Genomic DNA, 17,657 nt, shown 5'->3' with positions numbered 1-17,657 from the left:
TCGCTGTACGCGGATGAGGACGGATAGTGTGACGCGATCCGGTGCTTCCGGCCGTCCGGCCGCGCACTTCTGGAGAGCAAGACTGAGCGCCTTTTCGGGGGAGGCGCCTCGCGTGGCACCGACGGAGGACTCGAGCAACCGTGGATGCGCAAAGCCGTGGGCGGGCGGAAGACATGGATGATCCCGCAGACCAGTGGGTTCTCAACCCGGACACCGGCGATTACGAACTGCGACTGAACCACTCCGGAGGGAACACCCCCCGGTCCTCGGCACCCCCGGCACAGCGCGGCCCGTCGGACGCGCCCCGCCGCCGCCCGTCGGACGGCTCCCCGCGGCGCAGCGCCGAGGTGCCGCGCCAGGGCGGACGCCGGTCGGCGAACGCCCCGCGCGGCCAGGAGCGCCCCGCCCCGGGCGACGCCGGCCCGGGACGCCGCAAGCGCAAGGCCCCCAAGTCGCGCCGCAAGAAGGCGCTGCTGTGGACGGGCGGCACGATGGCGTTCGTGCTCGTCGGTCTCTCGGCCGGTGGCTACTGGCTGTACCAGCGGCTCAACGGCAACATCAACACCGTGGACATCGGCGACGCCGGCAACAAGGACGTCGTCACCGCCAACGCGCCGATCAACATATTGATCATCGGTACGGACCGGCGCACCGGTAAGGGCAACGAGGGCTACGGGGACAAGGGCAGCGTCGGCCACGCGGACACGACCATCCTGTTCCACGTCTCCGAGGACCGCACCAACGCCACGGCGATGAGCATCCCGCGCGACCTCATCACCGACATCCCGGAGTGCACCACCAGGCTGGAGGACGGCTCCGAGAAGACCATCCCGGCCCTGCGGCACGTCCGGTTCAACAGGAGCCTCGGCGAGGCCGACCGCAACCCGGGCTGCACGATGAAGACGGTCCAGGAGCTGACCGGCGTGAAGATCGACCACTTCATGATGGTCGACTTCAACGCGGTGAAGACGCTGTCCACCGCGGTGGGCGGCGTCAAGATCTGCCTCGACCACGCCATCGACGACCCCAAGTCCCACCTCAAGCTGCCCGCGGGCCCGAACACGGTCCAGGGCGAGGACGCGCTGGCGTACGTACGGACGCGGCACGCCTACTCCAACGAGAGCGACCTCGACCGGATCAAGGGCCAGCAGCAGTTCATGGGGTCGATGATCCGCCAGGCCAAGTCGGACGACACGCTGACCAGCCCCACGAAGCTGTTCAAGCTGGCGGACGCGGCCACGAAGGCCCTGACGGTCGACAAGCCCATCGGCGACGTGAAGAAGCTCAGCGCGCTCGCCAAGGAGATCACCAGGACGAACACGAAGAACATCACGTTCGTCACCATGCCGGTGATCGACAACCCCGACGAACCCGAGCCCGTCACGGTCGTCCCGCACCCGACCCAGGCGGAGCAGCTGTTCTCGATGCTGCGCGACGACACCTCGCTGACCGAGGTGGCCGCGCAGAAGAAGAAGGCCAAGAGCAGGCAGGACGCGCTCCTCAAGGGAACCAAGGCCGCGCCGGCCGACGTCCGGGTCGATGTGTACAACGGCGGAGACATCTCCGGCGGCGCCCAGCAGACGGTCACCTGGCTGCAGAACACCAAGGGCGTCCTGAAGTCCACGAACAAGGCCAACGCACCGCGGAAGATCGACAGGACGACGCTGGAGTACGCCCCGAACCAGGCGGACCAGGCCCGCGCCCTCGCCGAGATGATGGGACTGCCCGGGTCCGCGATGAAGCCGGGCACCACCGACGCCGAGGGGCTTCAGGCGATGGTGCTGACGCTGGGCAAGGACTTCAAGGCGGCCGGTACACCGATCACGGCACCGAAGAAGATCGACATTCCGAAGTCCAGCGCCGACTCCGCGGGATGCTCCAAGTGACACCGCGTCACCGCACCATACGAGTCTGAACAGCAGGGGGGTCCTGGTGGGACGGAGCAGCACGCCTGGGGAGGGGACGCGGCCGCGGACGCACTCCCGCCGGCAGGGTGGGGACGAGGGCGTGGGCGGCCGGGACGGCGCGCGCCCCGGTGACGCCGGACCGGGCGAGACCGGCGGTGGCCGCGCGGGCCACCGGCGCGCCAAGCCCCGCAAGCGGGCTGCCAAGAAGTCCCGAAGACGCCGCGTCTTCCGGTGGATGGCGCTCACTCTGGCGGTACTCATACTGGGCACCGCCACCGCCGGGTACCTCTACTACCGGCACCTCAACAACAACATCCGCAGCAGCGCCCGCAGCGGCGGCGAGAGCGGTGTGAAGAAGGCCGCGCCCAACTCCGCGGGTGACACCCCGCTCAACATCCTGCTGATCGGCTCCGACAGCCGCAACAGCGCGGAGAACGTGAAACTCGGCGGCAGCCGGGACACCGTCGGTGACAAGCCGCGGGGTGACGTCCAGATGCTGCTGCACATCTCGGCGGACCGGAAGAACTCCTCCCTGGTCAGCATTCCGCGCGACACGATCGTCGAGATCCCCGAGTGCAAGGACTCCGAGACCGGTCAGTCGTACGCCGCAACGGTCAACAGGCCGATCAACGAGTCACTGCAGCGCGGTGGTCCCGGCTGCACGCTGACCACCTGGGAGAAGCTCACCGGCGTCTACATCGACCACTGGATCATGCTCGACTTCGCGGGCGTGGTGGCCATGGCGGACGCGATCGGCGGTGTCGAGGTGTGCGTGAAGACGGGTGTGTGGGACAAGCCCACCACCCGTGTTCCCGGCGGCTCCGGCCTCAAACTGCCGGAGGGGAAGAACACGGTGCAGGGCAAGCAGGCGCTGCAGTGGCTGCGTACCCGGCACGCGTTCGGCAATGACCAGAACCGGGCCAAGGCGCAGCACATGTACATGAACTCCATGCTGCGCACGCTGAAGAAGCAGAACCTCTGGTCGGACGCGGGCCGGCTGATGGACCTCGCGGAGACGGCCACCAAGGCCCTCCAGGTCTCCGACGAGATCCGTTCGGTCAAGAAGCTCTACGACCTGTCGATGCAGCTCAAGAGCGTGCCGATCAACCGCATCACCATGACGACGATGCCGACGGCCGAGTGGTCCCAGGACCGGAACAAGCTCGTCCCCGTCGAGAAGTCCGCGGACGCCCTGTGGCGTCTGGTCCGTGAAGACGTCGCGTTCGACAAGAACGGCAAGGAGAAGAAGAAGCCCTCGTCCTCCGCGAGCCCCTCCGGGCCTCCCGCGGCGGAGCCGGCGACGCTCGGCGTCTCGGTGGTGAACGGCACGGGTGTCGGCCAGGCCCCCAAGGACGGGCGGGCCACCGAGGTCGCCGACCTCCTGCACGGCAAGGGCTTCGCCGAGGCGGAGGCGTCCCGGACCGCCGAGCCGCACCAGGACACGGTGGTGTGGTACCCGCAGGAGGACGGGGACCAGGGCAGGTCGGACGCGCAGTCCGTGGCCAAGGCGCTGGGGCTTCCGACGACAGCGGCCAAGGCCGACCCGAAGGCCGGCGGGCTGACCGTCGTCGTCGGCGCGGACTGGCGCGACGGAACCGTGTACAAGGCCCCGAAGGCGGAGGCGGGGGATCTTCCGGAAGGCGCGGACGACCTCAACGCCGCGGACGAGGGCCAGTGCATGGACATCTACTCCGTCTACCGGTGGGACGGAAAGAGCTGACCGCGGACAGGCGGTGAGCGAGAGGGGGCGCCCGGTCCGGCCGGGCGCCCCCTCTCGTCGTCCGCGCGGGTCGGGGCCGGCCGGTTGGATCATGCCGGGCTCGCGGGGTCCGGCCTGATCCGAACGACCGACCCTAGGCCACCGGCGCGCCCGGCTCGGCGATCGCCGGGCGGCGGCTCGCGATGACCTTCCTCGCCAGCGAGCGCGGGCTCGTCAGGAAGCCGTAGCCCCAGGACATGTGCATGGTCGCCAGCGCGACCGGGATCTGCGCGCGGGCCTTCAGCGACAGGCCCCTGCCCGCCGGGAGGGAGCCCGCGACGATCGCCGCGACGTACCCGCCGGGGACGATCAGGGCCCACGGCGTGACCGCCGCGCCCACGACGAGGCCGGCCGCGATGGCGACGACGGCGGTCGGGGGCGCCAGGTAGCGCAGGTTGATGGAGCCGGCGTGGTAGCGGGCGACGACGTGGCGCCAGCGGCCGTAGTCCTTGTACTGCTTGGCGAGTGCCCGGACGGAGGGGCGGGGGCGGTACTGGACGCGCAGCTCGGGCGAGAACCAGATCAGGCCGCCGGCCTCGCGGATGCGGAAGTTCAGCTCCCAGTCCTGGGCGCGGATGAACTCGACGTTGTACCCGTCGGCCTTCTCCAGCGCCTCCCGGCGGAAGACGCCCAGGTACACGGTCTCGGCGGGGCCCGCCTGGCCGCCGGTGTGGAAGGCCGCGTTGCCCACGCCGATCTTCGACGTCATGGCCGCCGCGACGGCGTCCTCCCAGGCGTTCTCGCCCTCGGCGTGCATGATGCCGCCGACGTTCTGCGCGCCCGTCTCCTCCAGGAGCCGGACGGCGGTCGCGATGTAGTTCGGCGAGAGCATGCCGTGGCCGTCGACGCGTACGACGATCGGGTGGCGGGACGCCTTGATCGCCGCGTTGAGGGCGGCGGGGGTGCGGCCGGTGGGGTTCGGCACGGTGTGGACCCGGGGGTCCTCCGCGACCAGCTCGGCGGCGATCTCGTCCGTACGGTCCGTGGACGGGCCGAGCGCGATCACGACCTCCATCTCGCCCGCGTACTCCTGCTCCAGGATGTGGCGGACGGAGTTTTGGAGGTGGCGCTCCTCGTTGAGCACCGGCATGATCACGGAGACGGCGGGAGGCTGCGCGGCAGACATGTGGTCCTCGGGTGGTCCTCGGGGGCGCCGGGGGCTCGTCCCCCACCAGGCGGCGGTGTTCGGCCGCCACGTTACCGCGAATGGGGGACAGCGGCGCGCGCCGCCGGGCGGCCTCCCGGGATGAGGATCGTATGGGCCTACCGTGCGAACGGTCCCCTCGCACCGCGGAGGTCTCCCCCCGTGCCCACGCCGCACCGCTCCCCCCGTCCGACCGGGCCCCGCCCCGCGCCGCCGCGGCGCGGGCGGCCGCGAAAGAAGGACGAGCGGCCGCACTGGGGCATGCGGGTGGCGACCGGGCTCTCCGTCCTCGTGCTCGGGGCCGGCGGGATCGGGCACGCGGTCGTGACGAACCTGGAAAGCGGGATCGACCGCATCGATCCGTTCAAGGACATGAAGAACCGGCCCGCCGACGGGCGCGGCATGAACCTGCTGCTGGTCGGCACCGACGGCCGCGACAGGATCACCAGGAACGAGAAGCGGAAGTACCGGCTGGGCGGTGAGCCCTGCCACTGCACGGACACGATCATGCTGGTGCACCTGTCGGCCGACGAACAGCGCGCCAGCGTCGTCAGTCTGCCGCGCGACAGCTACGCGGAGATCCCCGCGCACCGGGACCGTACGACCGGCGAGGAGCACGCGGCGCACCCGGTGAAGCTGAACGCGGCGTACGCGGAGGGCGGGCCCGGCCTCACCGTACGCACGGTCGAGCACATGACCGGCGTCAAGATCGACCACTACCTGGAGGTCGACTTCACCAGCTTCATGACCACCGTCGACACCCTCGGCGGTGTGGAGATCTGCACCACCCGCCCGCTGAAGGACTCCTACACGGGCCTGGACCTCGCCGCCGGCCCCCATACGCTCGACGGCGGCCAGGCCCTCCAGTACGTACGCTCCCGGCACATCGACGGGGCCGCCGACCTGGGCCGGATACAGCGCCAGCAGAAGTTCATGGCCTCGCTGATCGAGCAGGCGACGAGCAGCGGGGTGCTGCTGAACCCGGTGAAGTTCCGCGAGGTCGCCTCGACGATGCTGAGGTCCGTACGGGCCGACCGGGGCTTCGACACGCAGCAGATGCTCTCCATCGGCCAGGCGATGCGGGGGTTCTCCGCCGCCTCGTCGGAGTTCGCCTCGGTGCCGATGAGCGATGTCGCCCACCAGGTCAAGGGCATCGGTTCCACGGTCAAGTGGGACCCGGCCAAGTCGAAGCAGCTGTTCACCGCCCTGCGCGAGGACGAACCCCTCACCACCGCCCGTCCCGCCGAGAAGGCCCCCGCGAAGAAGGTCGACGTCCCGCCGAACCGGATCCGCGTCCAGGTCTACAACGGCACCGCCAGGGACGGTCTCGGCTCCACGGTCGACGCCGCGCTGCACGCCACCGGCTTCGACACCACCCGCGCCCCGCTCACCGCACCGCGGCAGGACCTCGAGCGCACCCTGGTGACGTACGACCCGCGCTGGGACCGCTCCGCGAAGTCACTGGCGGCGGCGCTGCCGGGGGCGGAGCTGCGGGCGGTACGGGGTCAGGGGGCGACGATGCGGGTGACGGCGGGCAAGGACTACCGCAAGGTCGAGCGGGTCCACGCGGAGGAACCGGAGCCGGGGCGGTTCGGGGCGGTGAAGGGGGACGAGGTGGTGTGCCCGTGAGCTGTCGGGCAACCCCGGCCCGTCCGGCGCTTGAGGACGGAACCGGTCAGGGGTGAGCCCCGCGCCCTCGATCGGCCCCGCGCCCTCAGTCCTCGATGCCGTCGGCCAACCGCTTCTCGCGGAGCTCCCTGATCGCGCGGCGCCGGGCCAGCCGGTGGGTGCGGCGGATCTGGGCCTCCTGGTAGCGCCGCTTGTCGCGCTCGGTCTCCGGGATCACCTGCGGTACGGGGCGGGGCCGGCCGTCCGCGTCGACCGCGGTGAACACCAGGTACGCGCTGCCGACCTGGGTCGCGGGCGTCGACTCGTTCCACCGCTCGGCCATGACCCGGACGCCGACCTCCATGGAGGACCGGCCGGTCCAGTTGACCTGGGCGCGCACGTGCACGAGGTCGCCGACGCGGACCGGCTCCAGGAAGACCATCTCGTCCATCGAGGCGGTGACCGCGGGCCCGCCGGAGTGCCGGCCGGCCACGGCACCCGCCGCGTCGTCGACCAGTTTCATGATCACGCCGCCGTGCACCGTACCCAGCAGATTGGTGTCGCTGCCGGTCATGATGTGGCTGAGGGTGGTACGGGACGCCTCGGTGGGCTTGGCCGGAATGTCGCCCTCCGGGCGCGGAGCCTGATCTGTCATACCATCCACCATATGTGTGGGCTCGGAACGCGTCGCAATGCATCAGCTTCGCAACAGCCCCGGCCCGATTTTTCTCACACCCTGTAAGAGGGACGGCCGCGACCTGCACACTGGTCCGTATGAACGATTGGCCCGACGGCTGGACCGACGACAACCGCAGCGGCGACCGCTACGGGCAGGGCAGCGCGAACGAGCGGCCCGAGAGCGCCCGCTCGATGCCGCACGTCCAGCGCCGCCCCGCCCCGCCGCGGCAGCGCCCCGCCCCGCCGCGCCGGCGGCCGGTACCGCAGCAGCCGACGGGCTACGACGACGGCGACCCGCAGTACGGCGAGGGTTACGACAGCGGGTACAACACGGGCCAGGTCTACGGCGCGGGAAGCGGCGGCCGTGGCACGGGTCACGGTGACGGCGGTGACCGGGGTCACGTCCAGGGCCGCCCCCGGCCCGCGCCCGACTGGGGCCGCCGGATCAAGATCGGCGCGCTGGTCCTGGTCGTCGCGGTGCTCGGCGTCTCCGTGGGCACGTACTTCTGGGCCGACTCCAAGCTGAACCGTGCCGTCGACCTGTCCAAGGTCATCGAACGGCCGGAGGCGGGCGAGGGGACGAACTACCTGATCGTCGGATCCGACAGCCGTGAGGGCATGACATCCGAGGACAAGAAGCGGCTCCACACCGGTTCGGCCGACGGCAAGCGGACCGACTCGATGATGATCCTGCACACCGGCGACAACGGTCCGACGCTGGTCTCGCTGCCGCGCGACTCCAACGTCGAGATCCCGTCGTTCGTCGGCTCCGAGTCCGGCAAGAGGTACGAGGCCACGGGCCGCACGACGAAGCTGAACGCCGCGTACGCCTCGGACGGCCCCGAACTGCTGGTGCGCACCGTCGAGTTCAACACCGGCCTGCACATCGACCACTACGTCGAGATCGGCTTCGGCGGATTCGCCAAGATCGTGGACGCGATCGGCGGGGTCGAGCTGGACATCCCGAAGGCGTTCAAGGACAAGTGGTCGGGCGCCGACTTCCCGGCCGGCAAGCAGACCCTGAACGGCCAGGAGGCCCTGGCCTTCGTCCGCACCCGCCACGCCTTCACCTCGGACCTGGACCGTACGAAGAACCAGCAGAAGTTCCTCGCGGCGCTGGCGAGCCAGACGGCGACCTTCTCCACGATCGTCAACCCGTTCAAGCTGTACCCGACGATGGGCGCGGGCCTGGACACGCTGATCGTCGACAAGGACATGTCGCTGTGGTCGCTCGGCAAGATGTTCTTCGCGATGAAGGGCGTCACGGGCGGCGACGGCACGTCGATGAACATGCCGATCGCGGGCAACGTCGGCGGAAACCTGGCGTGGGACAAGGCGAAGGTGAAACAGCTGGTCGAGCAGCTGAAGAACGACGAGAAGGTCACGGTCACCGAGAACTGAGGGGGCGCCCCTTCCCCCGGGCGGGAGCCCCATGCCCGTACGGATCGTGTACGAGTCGCACGCCACGACGACCGACAACGAGGCGGGTATCGCCACGGGACGGCTTCCGGGCCGGCTCTCGCCGCTCGGACGCCGCCAGGCCGCCGAACTGGGCGACCGCCGGCGCGGCACCGGGCTCGACGCCGTCTACACCTCGGACCTGGCCCGCGCCGTGGAAACGGCCCGCATCGCGTTCGCCGGCGCCGGGAGCCCCGTCCTCCTCCAGGACGCGCGACTGCGGGAATGCGACTACGGGGAGCTGAACGGCGGCCCGACCGCCGTCCTGCATCCGCTGCGCACGCGGCACATCGACCGCCCCTGGCCCGGCGGCGGCCAGAGCTACCGTGACGTGGTCGAGGCGACGGCCGCGTTCCTGCGCGACCTGGCGGCCGAGTGGGACGGGGGCCACGTCCTCCTGATCGCCCACTCGGCGAACCGCTGGTCCCTGGACCACCTGCTCGCGGGTGCCCGGCTGGAGAGCCTCGTCGCACACCCGCCGCCGTGGCAGCCGGGCGTCTCCTACACCCTGCCCTGAGCCAGCACCGCCGCGTGCGGCAGCGTCAACAGCCCGTCGTCCGCCAGGAATTCGGCGCACAGCACGTCGTACTCCCGCTTGGCCGCCGCCGCGCCCTCCGGGCCGGCGGCGGTGATCATCCCGCCGACCGCGCCGATCCCGGCGGCGGGACCAGCCCACCAGTCCTCCGGATCGGCCCGCTGGTCCCAGACGTGCGTGGCGCTCTGTACGTCTTTGAGCCCGGCGGCCGTGAGCAGCGCGGCCAGCCCCTCCTTGGTGCGCGGGAAGTTGTGCTCCTCGTCGACCGTGGCCAGCCAGTCGGGCCGGGTGAGCCCGGCGGCCTGGGCGGCCCGCCCCACCAGCGCCTGGCCCGGCGCGCCGGGCAGCTGCCAGACGGTGACGGCGATGGTGCCGCCGGGGCGGGTGACCCGGCGCAGCTCGACAAGGGCGTCCAGGGGGCGGCCGACGTGGTTGAGCACGAAGTTCGCCACGACCGCGTCGAACTCCCGTTCGGCGTACGGCAGCTGGGGCAGCGCCCCGGCGCGCACCTCGGCCCCGGGGGCGGCCCGTCGGGTCGCCTCGACCATGCCGGGCTCGGCGTCCACGGCCCGGACGACCGCGCCCCGCGCGAGGGCGGCGACCGTCACGTTGCCGCTGCCGCACCCCACGTCGAGCAGGCGCGTCCCGGCCCCGACACCGGCGGCGTCCAGCAGGGCGGGCACGGTGCGGACGCAGAGCCGGGCGGCGGTGCGGGCGTAGGCATCGGCCCGCCCGTCCCATATCCGCCGCTCCATCACGTCGAACGCGGTCATGTGTCGTCTCCTCCGGTACGGCTGGTGGGGGTCTGCGGTTCGGTCTCGTTCAGGTCCTCGTGCAGGGCGCCGAGGACGCGCCCGGTGGGTTCGCCGCGCGCGGAGAGCTCCCCGAGGAACCACCCGGGCAACCGCCCCTCCACCTCGTCCGGGACGTCGCCCCGCGCCGGGTCGTCGAGCCCCTGGAGCAGTGCGAAGGCGGTCTCCCTCGCCACCTCGCGGGCGATCTCCCCCAGCTCCTCGGCCGTCAGCGCGAGCCGCACGGCCCGCTCGACGGCCCCGCCGGCCACCCCTTCCCGGCGGTAGGCGGCCACCCACTGGGGCGCGGTGGTGCTCCAGGCGTCGATGTCCTGCCACACCATGCGCAGCAACCGGAACCGGGCGAGCTGCGGCAGCCCTTCCTCGGCCTCGGACTCGGCCCACCCCTCGGCGTCCTCGGCCCCGAGCGCGTCGAAGAGCCGGGCCAGTCGCGCCGTGTCCTCCCCCACCGGACTCCCCTCAGCCGTTGCGTGCACGTTACGCGAGAGCGACGGCCGACGCCGCCCGGTTGGGTATCACCCCGGCGCGGGGGCCGCTGTCAGACCTCTGTGGGAGGCTCCTGCGATGGAACCTTCGAAGGTGATCGAGACGCTGTGGGGCCGGATCCAGGAGCGGGACTGGGCAGGTGTCGCCGAGTTGGTCGCAAGGGACGCCGTCGTCGAATGGCCGGTCAGCCGCGAACGCATCATCGGCCGGGACGACTTCGTGGCGGTGAACCGCGAGTATCCGGAGGGCTGGTCGATTCACGTGCTCAAGGTGGTGGCCGAGGGCGACGAGGTCGTCTCCGAGGTCGAGGTGCCGCACGGAAGTCTCGGCGTCTTCCGCGCCGCGTCGTTCTGGACCGTCCGCGGCGGGCAGGTCGTCCGGGGCACGGAGTACTGGACGAGCCTCGGCGCGGACCCGCGGCCCGAGTGGCGGGCCGGCTTCGTCGAACCGATGTAGTACCGAGGGAAGAGAACCCGAAACGACCCCGTACGAAAGGTGGCCCGGATGACCGGAGCAGCCGTCACCGATGTCCTGGCCGAGCTCCGCGCGCTCGACGACCCCCGGGCCCGGGCCGTCAACGCCCGGCACGGGGACGACCATGGGGTGAACCTCACCAAGCTGCGCGCCCTCGCCAAGCGGCTGGGGAAGCGGCAGGAGCTGGCCGTCGAGCTGTGGGAGACCGACGACACCGCCGCGCGGCTCGTCGCGTTGCTGGTCTGCCGGCCGAAGGAGTACACGCGGGACGAGCTGGGCCGGATGCTGCGCGAGGCGCGGGCACCGAAGGTGCACGACTGGCTCGTGGGCTACGTGGTGAAGAAGAGCCCGCACGCGGAGGAGCTGCGCCTCGCCTGGACGGAGGACGCCGATCCGGCCGTCGCGAGCGCCGGGTGGGCGCTCACCGCCGACCGGGTGGTGAAGAAGCCCGACGGGCTCGACCTCGGCGGGCTGCTCGACGTCATCGAGGCGGAGATGCGCGACGCCCCGGAACGCCTCCAGTGGGCGATGAACACCTGCCTCGCCCGGATCGGCATCGAGCATCCCGGACACCGCGCCCGCGCCCTCGCCATCGGGGAGCGGCTGGGCGTGCTCAAGGACTACCCGACGCCCCAGGGGTGCACGTCGCCGTACGCGCCCACGTGGATCGGGGAGATGGTGCGGCGGCGGGGCGGCGAGGACGCGTGAAGCCCCGCCCCGGGAGCGGGGCGGGGCTCGGGCGCGGCGGACTTACGGCAGGTTCCTCGCCATGACGATCCGCTGAACCTGATTCGTGCCCTCATAAATCTGGGTGATCTTCGCGTCCCGCATCATCCGCTCCACCGGGTAGTCCCGCGTGTAGCCGTAGCCGCCGAGGAGCTGGACCGCGTCCGTGGTGATCTCCATGGCGACGTCGGAGGCGAAGCACTTGGCCGCGGCGCCGAAGAAGGTGAGGTCGGCGTCGACGCGCTCGGACTTGGCGGCGGCCGAGTACGTGAGCTGGCGGGCGGCCTCCAGCTTCATGGCCATGTCGGCGAGCATGAACTGGACGCCCTGGAAGTCGCCGATCGGCTTGCCGAACTGCTTGCGTTCCTGGACGTAGCCCTTGGCGTAGTCCAGCGCGCCCTGGGCGACGCCGAGTGCCTGGGCCGCGATGGTGATGCGGGTGTGGTCCAGGGTCTTCATCGCGGTGGCGAAGCCGGTGCCCTCCTCGCCGATCATGCGGTCGGCGGGGATGCGGACGTTGTCGAAGTAGACCTCGCGGGTCGGGGAGCCCTTGATGCCGAGCTTCTTCTCGGGGGCGCCGAAGGAGACACCCTCGTCGGACTTCTCGACGACGAAGGCCGAGATGCCCTTGGAGCGCTTGGCCGGGTCGGTGACGGCCATGACCGTGTAGTACTCGGAGACGCCCGCGTTGGTGATCCAGCGCTTCACGCCGTTGAGGACCCAGAAGTCGCCGTCGCGTACGGCGCGGGTCTTCATGCCGGCGGCGTCGGAGCCCGCGTCCGGCTCGGAGAGGCAGTACGAGAACATGCCGTCGCCCTTGGCCAGCGGGCCCAGGTACTTCTTCTTCAGGGCCTCGGAGCCGGACAGGATCACCGGGAGCGAGCCGAGCTTGTTCACGGCCGGGATGAGGGAGGAGGAGGCGCAGGCGCGGGCCACCTCCTCGATCACGATGACCGTGGCGAGCGCGTCGGCGCCGGCGCCGCCGTACTCCTCCGGTACGTGGACGGCGTGCAGGTCGGCGGCGGTGAGGGCGTCCAGCGCCTCCTGCGGGAAGCGGGCCTCCTCGTCGACCGCGGCCGCGAACGGGGCGATCTTCGCCTCGGCGAGCGCACGCACCGTCTCACGGAGCATGTCGTGCTCCTCGGCCGGACGGTACAGGTCGAAATCGGTCGAACCCGCCAAGACGCTCACTCCCCAGGGTGCTAACTACCGTTAAGTAACCCAATTTTAGGTGTTCGACCCGCCCCCGGCATACGCGCTCGGGCCGTGAGCTGCGCGACAGCCGGAAATGGGAGGTTTCACGGGCGGGACTATGCTCGTTCACCGCATGTCCGTCCGCATCTCACAGGAGCACTTCATGGCCCTCAGGATCACCGTGATCGGCACCGGCTATCTGGGCGCCACGCACGCCGCGGCCATGGCGGAGCTCGGCTTCGAGGTCCTGGGCCTCGACGTGGTGCCCGAGAAGATCGAGATGCTGTCCGCCGGCCGGGTCCCGATGTACGAGCCGGGCCTCGAGGAGATGCTGCGGCGGCACGTCACGGGGGCCGAGGGATCCACCGGGCGGCTGCGGTTCACCACCTCCTGGGAGGAGGCGGCCGACTTCGGCGACGTGCACTTCGTCTGCACCAACACCCCGCAGAAGCACGGCGAGTACGCCTGCGACATGTCCTACGTCGAGAGCGCCTTCGACTCGCTGGCCCCGCTCCTCACCCGGCCCGCCCTCGTCGTCGGCAAGTCCACCGTGCCCGTCGGCTCCGCCGCCCGGCTCGCCGCCCGCCTCGCGGAGCTGGCCCCCGTGGGCGCCGACGCGGAGCTGGCGTGGAACCCGGAGTTCCTGCGCGAGGGCTTCGCGGTCGACGACACGCTGCACCCGGACCGGATCGTCGTCGGCGTGACGAGCGAGCGGGCCGAGAAGCTGCTGCGCGAGGTGTACGCCGTGCCGGTCGCCGAGGGCTCCCCGTTCGTCGTGACGGACTTCCCGACCGCGGAACTGGTGAAGACGGCCGCCAACTCGTTCCTCGCCACCAAGATCTCGTTCATCAACGCCATGGCGGAGGTCTGCGAGGCCGCCGGCGGGGATGTCGCGAAGCTGGCCGAGGCGCTCGGGCACGACGAGCGCATCGGAAGGAAGTTCCTGCGGGCCGGCATCGGCTTCGGCGGCGGCTGCCTGCCCAAGGACATCCGCGCCTTCATGGCCCGCGCCGGTGAGCTGGGCGTCGACCAGGCACTGACGTTCCTGCGGGAGGTCGACTCGATCAACATGCGCCGCCGGGGGCACATGGTGGAGCTGGCCCGGGAGGCCGTGGGCGGCGGTTCCTTCCTCGGCAAGCGGGTCGCCGTGCTCGGCGCCACGTTCAAGCCGGACTCGGACGACGTACGCGACTCGCCCGCGCTCAACGTGGCCGGCCAGATCCACCTCCAGGGCGGCCAGGTCACCGTCTTCGACCCGAAGGGCATGGAGAACGCCCGCCGCATCTTCCCCACCCTCGGTTACGCGGAGAGCGCGCTCGACGCGGTGCGCGGCGCGGACGTCGTGCTGCACCTGACGGAGTGGCGCGAGTTCCGCGAGCTGGACGCGGAGGCGCTGGGCGCGGTCGCGGGCAGCCGGATCATCCTCGACGGGCGCAACGCGCTGGACCCGGTCGCCTGGCGCGAGGCCGGCTGGACCTACCGGGCGATGGGCCGGCCGACGGCCTGACTCCCCCGGGACGGGGTATACGGGTAACCGTCTGCCGGTAGTCCGCCCGAGGAGGAAGCATCATGGCTCTGGCCGCAGTGGGTTCCGTCGTCCTGGACTGTCCCGACCCCGTCGCCCTGGCGAACTTCTACGCGGCGCTGATCGGCGGCGAGGTCGAGCAGCAGGAGGACTGGGTGGACCTCAAGGGGGGCGCGGGCGCCCCGCTCGCCTTCCAGGCCGCCCCCGGCTTCGTACCGCCGAAGTGGCCGAGCGCCGACGCCTCGCAGCAGTTCCACCTGGACCTGGAGGTGGACGATCTGGACGCGGCGGAGCGTGAGGTGCTGGCGCTGGGCGCGACGGTGCTGGAGGCGGACGACCGGGAACGGTCCTTCCGGGTGTACGCCGACCCGGCGGGGCACCCGTTCTGTCTCTGCGCCTCCTGAGGAAGACGCCCCGGTGGCTCAGGCCGCCGGGGCGTCCAGCTCTTCGATCGTGGCGTGCGACGGGCCGCGCCGGGCGCGCAGGTCCCGTGCCACGTCCTCGGCGGCGCGCAGTACCCGTACGGCGTTCCGCCAGGTGAGTTTGGCCAGGTCGGCGGCGGACCAGCCCCGGCGCAGCAGCTCCGCGATCAGGTTCGGGTAGCCGGCGACGCTCTCCAGGCCCTGCGGGAGGAAGGCGGTGCCGTCGTAGTCGCCGCCGATGCCGATGTGGTCGATGCCGGCGACCTCGCGCATGTGGTCGAGGTGGTCGGCGATGGTGGCCACGGTGGCGACCGGGCGGGGGTTCGCCGCCTCGAACGCGGCGTGCAGCTTCATCGCGTGCTCGGTGGTGTCCAGGTGGTGCAGCCCGTTCGCGCGCAGGTTCTCGTCGGCGGCCTGCGTCCAGGCGACGGCCTCCGGCAGGACGAACTTCGGCACGAAGGTGGCCATGGCGATGCCGCCGTTGGCCGGGAGCAGGGCCAGGACGTCGTCGGGGATGTTGCGCGGGTGGTCGCAGACGGCCCGGGCGGAGGAGTGCGAGAACATCACCGGCGCGACGGAGGTGGCGAGCGCGTCGCGCATGGTCGTCGCCGCGACGTGCGAGAGGTCGACCAGCATGCCGGTGCGGTTCATCTCGCGGACGACCTCGTGGCCGAACGGCGAGAGGCCGCCCACGCCCGGCTCGTCGGTCGCCGAGTCCGCCCAGGCGATGTTGTCGTTGTGGGTGAGCGTCATGTAGCGGACGCCCAGGGCGTGCAGGCCGCGCAGGGTGCCCAGTGAGTTGGCGATGGAGTGGCCGCCCTCGGCGCCCATCAGGGAGGCGATCCGGCCCTCGGCGCGGGCCGCCTCCATGTCGTCGGCGGTCAGGGCGCGCCGGAGGTCGGCCGGGTAGCGGTCGAGCAGTTCGGCGACGGCGTCGATCTGTTCCAGGGTGGCGCTGACGGCGGCGTCGCCCGCGAGGTCGGAGCGGACGTAGACGGACCAGAACTGGGCGCCGACGCCCCCGGCCCGCAGCCGGGGGATGTCGGTGTGCAGGTGGGCCGACTGGTCGGTGGCGATGTCCCGCGCGGCCAGGTCGTACCGCACCTGCTCGCGCAGCGCCCACGGCAGGTCGTTGTGGCCGTCGACGACCGGGTACTCGGCGAGGAGTTCCCGGGCCCGGTCCAGTCGGTCCGTCACGGTGCCTACTTCCCGAAGCCGAAGGAGTCCGCGCCGGCGGCCTTCTGGCGCAGCCGCTTGCCCTTCTCGGTCGCCTGGTCGTTCAGGTCGTCCAGGAACTCCGTCATCCGGCGCTGGAGCTCGGGGTCGGCCGCGGCCAGGACGCGGACGGCCAGCAGGCCGGCGTTGCGCGCGCCGGCGATGGAGACGGTGGCGACGGGGATGCCGGCGGGCATCTGGACGATGGACATGAGGCTGTCCATGCCGTCCAGGTACTTCAGCGGGACCGGTACGCCGATGACGGGCAGCGGGGTGACCGAGGCGAGCATGCCGGGCAGGTGGGCGGCGCCGCCCGCGCCCGCGATGATCGCCTTGAGGCCGCGGCCGGCCGCGTTCTCGCCGTACGCGATCATCTCGCGGGGCATGCGGTGGGCGGAGACGACGTCGACCTCGTACGGGATCTCGAACTCGTCGAGGGCCTTGGCCGCCGCTTCCATGACGGGCCAGTCGGAGTCCGAGCCCATGACGATGCCGACGACCGGTGCGGCGGTGGCGGGGGAAGTCATTCGGTGATCGTTCCTCGCAGGTAGTCGGCCGCGTGCCGGGCGCGCTCGCGCACGTCCGCCAGATCGTCGCCGTAGGTGTTGACGTGTCCGATCTTGCGGCCGGGCTTCACGTCCTTGCCGTACATGTGGATCTTGAGCTGCGGGTCGCGCGCCATGCAGTGCAGGTAGCCCTGGTACATGTCCGGGTAGTCGCCGCCGAGGACGTTGCACATGACCGTCCAGGGGGCGCGGGGGCGCGGGTCGCCGAGCGGGAGGTCGAGGACCGCCCGGACGTGGTTGGCGAACTGCGAGGTGATCGCGCCGTCCTGGGTCCAGTGCCCGGAGTTGTGCGGGCGCATCGCCAGCTCGTTGACGAGGATGCGGCCGTCGCGGGTCTCGAACAGCTCGACGGCGAGGTGACCGACCACGCCCAGCTCGGACGCGATGCGCAGCGCGAGCTGCTGGGCCTCGCCCGCCAGGCTCTCGTCGAGCTCGGGCGCCGGGGCGATGACCGTGTCGCAGACGCCGTCGACCTGGACGGACTCGACGACCGGGTAGGCGACTGCCTGGCCGTGCGGCGAGCGGACGATGTTGGCCGCCAGCTCCCGTACGAAGTCGACCTTCTCCTCGGCGAGGACCGGGACACCGGCCCGGAAGGGCTCGGCCGCGTCCGCCTCGGAGCGGACCACCCAGACGCCCTTGCCGTCGTAGCCGCCGCGCACGGTCTTGAGGATGACCGGGAAGCCCCCGGTCTCCTCGGCGAAGGCCGCGGCGTCGGCCGGGGCCTTCACGAGGCGGTGGCGGGGGCAGGGTGCGCCGATCTCGGTGAGCTTCGCGCGCATCACCCCCTTGTCCTGGGCGTGCACCAGAGCGTCGGGGCCGGGGCGTACGGGGATGCCGTCCGCCTCCAGGGCCCGCAGGTGCTCGGTGGGCACGTGCTCGTGATCGAAGGTGATCACGTCACAGCCGCGCGCGAAGGCCCTCAGCGTCTCCAGGTCGCGATAGTCGCCGACGACGACCTCGCCCGCCACCTGGGCCGCGGAGTCCTGAGCGGTGTCGCTGAGGAGCTTGAACTTGATGCCGAGGGGGATGCCCGCCTCGTGGGTCATACGGGCGAGCTGACCGCCACCGACCATGCCGACTACCGGGAACGTCACGCTCCCAGGGTATCCGCACCGCCCGGGGGCGGTCCCGGCCGGGGGCGGGAG

General features: G+C 71.5%; 17 protein-coding genes. 9 read left to right on the top strand and 8 right to left on the bottom strand.

Annotated elements, in window-relative coordinates; all coding sequences use genetic code 11:
• Window positions 1-173 precede the first annotated feature (173 nt).
• Window positions 174-1,886, top strand: coding sequence for an LCP family protein (locus tag ABZ564_RS15300; protein ID WP_360855470.1), 1,713 nt, complete (start codon window positions 174-176; stop codon window positions 1,884-1,886).
• Window positions 1,887-2,142: 256 nt separating this feature from the next.
• A complete protein-coding gene (locus tag ABZ564_RS15295; RefSeq protein ID WP_360855540.1) occupies window positions 2,143-3,627 on the top strand; it encodes an LCP family protein in 1,485 nt (494 codons plus the stop codon).
• Between the two features lie 133 nt (window positions 3,628-3,760).
• Here the strand turns inward: ABZ564_RS15295 and ABZ564_RS15290 are convergent, their stop codons facing one another.
• Complete coding sequence (locus ABZ564_RS15290; RefSeq protein ID WP_360855467.1) at window positions 3,761-4,792, bottom strand: glycosyltransferase family 2 protein; 1,032 nt, start codon at window positions 4,790-4,792, stop codon at window positions 3,761-3,763.
• Between the two features lie 279 nt (window positions 4,793-5,071).
• Between ABZ564_RS15290 and ABZ564_RS15285 the strand changes: the two genes are divergently transcribed.
• Window positions 5,072-6,439, top strand: coding sequence for an LCP family protein (locus ABZ564_RS15285; protein ID WP_360855537.1), 1,368 nt, complete (start codon window positions 5,072-5,074; stop codon window positions 6,437-6,439).
• 85 nt (window positions 6,440-6,524) lie between these two features.
• Here ABZ564_RS15285 and ABZ564_RS15280 read toward each other — a convergent pair whose 3' ends face one another.
• Window positions 6,525-7,073 (bottom strand): acyl-CoA thioesterase, encoded by a 549-nt coding sequence (locus ABZ564_RS15280; RefSeq protein WP_360855464.1) that lies wholly within the window; start codon window positions 7,071-7,073, stop codon window positions 6,525-6,527.
• Between the two features lie 119 nt (window positions 7,074-7,192).
• Between ABZ564_RS15280 and ABZ564_RS15275 the strand changes: the two genes are divergently transcribed.
• Both ABZ564_RS15275 and ABZ564_RS15270 read left to right on the top strand, forming a co-directional pair.
• Window positions 7,193-8,497 (top strand): LCP family protein, encoded by a 1,305-nt coding sequence (locus ABZ564_RS15275; RefSeq protein ID WP_360855461.1) that lies wholly within the window; start codon window positions 7,193-7,195, stop codon window positions 8,495-8,497.
• Between the two features lie 31 nt (window positions 8,498-8,528).
• Window positions 8,529-9,071, top strand: a complete 543-nt coding sequence (locus tag ABZ564_RS15270; protein ID WP_360855458.1) for a histidine phosphatase family protein — start codon at window positions 8,529-8,531, stop codon at window positions 9,069-9,071.
• Here the strand turns inward: ABZ564_RS15270 and ABZ564_RS15265 are convergent.
• On the bottom strand, window positions 9,056-9,862 hold the full coding sequence (locus ABZ564_RS15265) for a class I SAM-dependent methyltransferase (RefSeq protein WP_360855455.1): 807 nt from the start codon (window positions 9,860-9,862) through the stop codon (window positions 9,056-9,058). The genes ABZ564_RS15270 and ABZ564_RS15265 overlap by 16 nt on opposite strands.
• Window positions 9,859-10,350 (bottom strand): hypothetical protein, encoded by a 492-nt coding sequence (locus tag ABZ564_RS15260; RefSeq protein WP_360855452.1) that lies wholly within the window; start codon window positions 10,348-10,350, stop codon window positions 9,859-9,861. The genes ABZ564_RS15265 and ABZ564_RS15260 overlap by 4 nt, the downstream gene beginning before the upstream one ends.
• 115 nt (window positions 10,351-10,465) lie before the next feature.
• Here ABZ564_RS15260 and ABZ564_RS15255 point away from each other — a divergent pair, with 115 nt between their 5' ends.
• Complete coding sequence (locus ABZ564_RS15255; protein ID WP_360855449.1) at window positions 10,466-10,843, top strand: nuclear transport factor 2 family protein; 378 nt, start codon at window positions 10,466-10,468, stop codon at window positions 10,841-10,843.
• Between the two features lie 48 nt (window positions 10,844-10,891).
• On the top strand, window positions 10,892-11,569 hold the full coding sequence (locus tag ABZ564_RS15250) for a DNA alkylation repair protein (RefSeq protein WP_360855446.1): 678 nt from the start codon (window positions 10,892-10,894) through the stop codon (window positions 11,567-11,569).
• A 42-nt stretch (window positions 11,570-11,611) separates the two neighbouring features.
• Here ABZ564_RS15250 and ABZ564_RS15245 read toward each other — a convergent pair whose 3' ends face one another.
• Window positions 11,612-12,769 carry an acyl-CoA dehydrogenase family protein gene (locus tag ABZ564_RS15245; protein ID WP_360855443.1) on the bottom strand — a complete coding sequence of 386 codons (1,158 nt, stop codon included), beginning with the start codon at window positions 12,767-12,769 and terminating at the stop codon, window positions 11,612-11,614.
• Between the two features lie 175 nt (window positions 12,770-12,944).
• Between ABZ564_RS15245 and ABZ564_RS15240 the strand changes: the two genes are divergently transcribed.
• Both ABZ564_RS15240 and ABZ564_RS15235 read left to right on the top strand, forming a co-directional pair.
• Entirely contained in the window at window positions 12,945-14,288 is a 1,344-nt protein-coding gene (locus ABZ564_RS15240) for a UDP-glucose/GDP-mannose dehydrogenase family protein (RefSeq protein WP_360855440.1), read from the top strand.
• 62 nt (window positions 14,289-14,350) lie between these two features.
• Window positions 14,351-14,710, top strand: a complete 360-nt coding sequence (locus tag ABZ564_RS15235; RefSeq protein WP_360855437.1) for a VOC family protein — start codon at window positions 14,351-14,353, stop codon at window positions 14,708-14,710.
• A gap of 18 nt (window positions 14,711-14,728) precedes the next feature.
• Here the strand turns inward: ABZ564_RS15235 and ABZ564_RS15230 are convergent, their stop codons facing one another.
• The 3 genes from ABZ564_RS15230 to ABZ564_RS15220 are packed head-to-tail and all read right to left on the bottom strand — an operon-like array spanning window position 14,729 to window position 17,606.
• Complete coding sequence (locus ABZ564_RS15230) at window positions 14,729-15,925, bottom strand: dipeptidase (RefSeq protein ID WP_360855434.1); 1,197 nt, start codon at window positions 15,923-15,925, stop codon at window positions 14,729-14,731.
• 5 nt (window positions 15,926-15,930) lie between these two features.
• The gene (purE, locus tag ABZ564_RS15225; protein WP_360855431.1) at window positions 15,931-16,470 is read right to left on the bottom strand and encodes a 5-(carboxyamino)imidazole ribonucleotide mutase; all 540 of its coding nucleotides are present in this window, start codon (window positions 16,468-16,470) and stop codon (window positions 15,931-15,933) included.
• The gene (locus ABZ564_RS15220; protein WP_360855429.1) at window positions 16,467-17,606 is read right to left on the bottom strand and encodes a 5-(carboxyamino)imidazole ribonucleotide synthase; all 1,140 of its coding nucleotides are present in this window, start codon (window positions 17,604-17,606) and stop codon (window positions 16,467-16,469) included. The genes purE and ABZ564_RS15220 overlap by 4 nt, the downstream gene beginning before the upstream one ends.
• Window positions 17,607-17,657 lie beyond the last annotated feature (51 nt).

It is taken from the genome of Streptomyces sp. NPDC019224, assembly GCF_040632605.1.
Lineage (GTDB): Bacteria > Actinomycetota > Actinomycetes > Streptomycetales > Streptomycetaceae > Streptomyces.
Note: the sequence above shows the minus strand (reverse complement) of the source record. Positions and strands in the feature narration are given on the sequence as shown.

What these genes read in the sequence shown, in the direction of transcription:
- ABZ564_RS15300 (WP_360855470.1), top strand. Translation starts at nt 174, where the DNA reads ATGGATGATCCCGCAGACCAGTGGGTTCTCAACCCGGACACCGGCGAT.
- ABZ564_RS15295 (WP_360855540.1), top strand. Translation starts at nt 2,143, where the DNA reads ATGGCGCTCACTCTGGCGGTACTCATACTGGGCACCGCCACCGCCGGG.
- ABZ564_RS15290 (WP_360855467.1), bottom strand. Translation starts at nt 4,792, where the DNA reads ATGTCTGCCGCGCAGCCTCCCGCCGTCTCCGTGATCATGCCGGTGCTC.
- ABZ564_RS15285 (WP_360855537.1), top strand. Translation starts at nt 5,072, where the DNA reads ATGCGGGTGGCGACCGGGCTCTCCGTCCTCGTGCTCGGGGCCGGCGGG.
- ABZ564_RS15280 (WP_360855464.1), bottom strand. Translation starts at nt 7,073, where the DNA reads ATGACAGATCAGGCTCCGCGCCCGGAGGGCGACATTCCGGCCAAGCCC.
- ABZ564_RS15275 (WP_360855461.1), top strand. Translation starts at nt 7,193, where the DNA reads ATGAACGATTGGCCCGACGGCTGGACCGACGACAACCGCAGCGGCGAC.
- ABZ564_RS15270 (WP_360855458.1), top strand. Translation starts at nt 8,529, where the DNA reads ATGCCCGTACGGATCGTGTACGAGTCGCACGCCACGACGACCGACAAC.
- ABZ564_RS15265 (WP_360855455.1), bottom strand. Translation starts at nt 9,862, where the DNA reads ATGACCGCGTTCGACGTGATGGAGCGGCGGATATGGGACGGGCGGGCC.
- ABZ564_RS15255 (WP_360855449.1), top strand. Translation starts at nt 10,466, where the DNA reads ATGGAACCTTCGAAGGTGATCGAGACGCTGTGGGGCCGGATCCAGGAG.
- ABZ564_RS15250 (WP_360855446.1), top strand. Translation starts at nt 10,892, where the DNA reads ATGACCGGAGCAGCCGTCACCGATGTCCTGGCCGAGCTCCGCGCGCTC.
- ABZ564_RS15240 (WP_360855440.1), top strand. Translation starts at nt 12,945, where the DNA reads ATGGCCCTCAGGATCACCGTGATCGGCACCGGCTATCTGGGCGCCACG.
- ABZ564_RS15235 (WP_360855437.1), top strand. Translation starts at nt 14,351, where the DNA reads ATGGCTCTGGCCGCAGTGGGTTCCGTCGTCCTGGACTGTCCCGACCCC.
- purE (WP_360855431.1), bottom strand. Translation starts at nt 16,470, where the DNA reads ATGACTTCCCCCGCCACCGCCGCACCGGTCGTCGGCATCGTCATGGGC.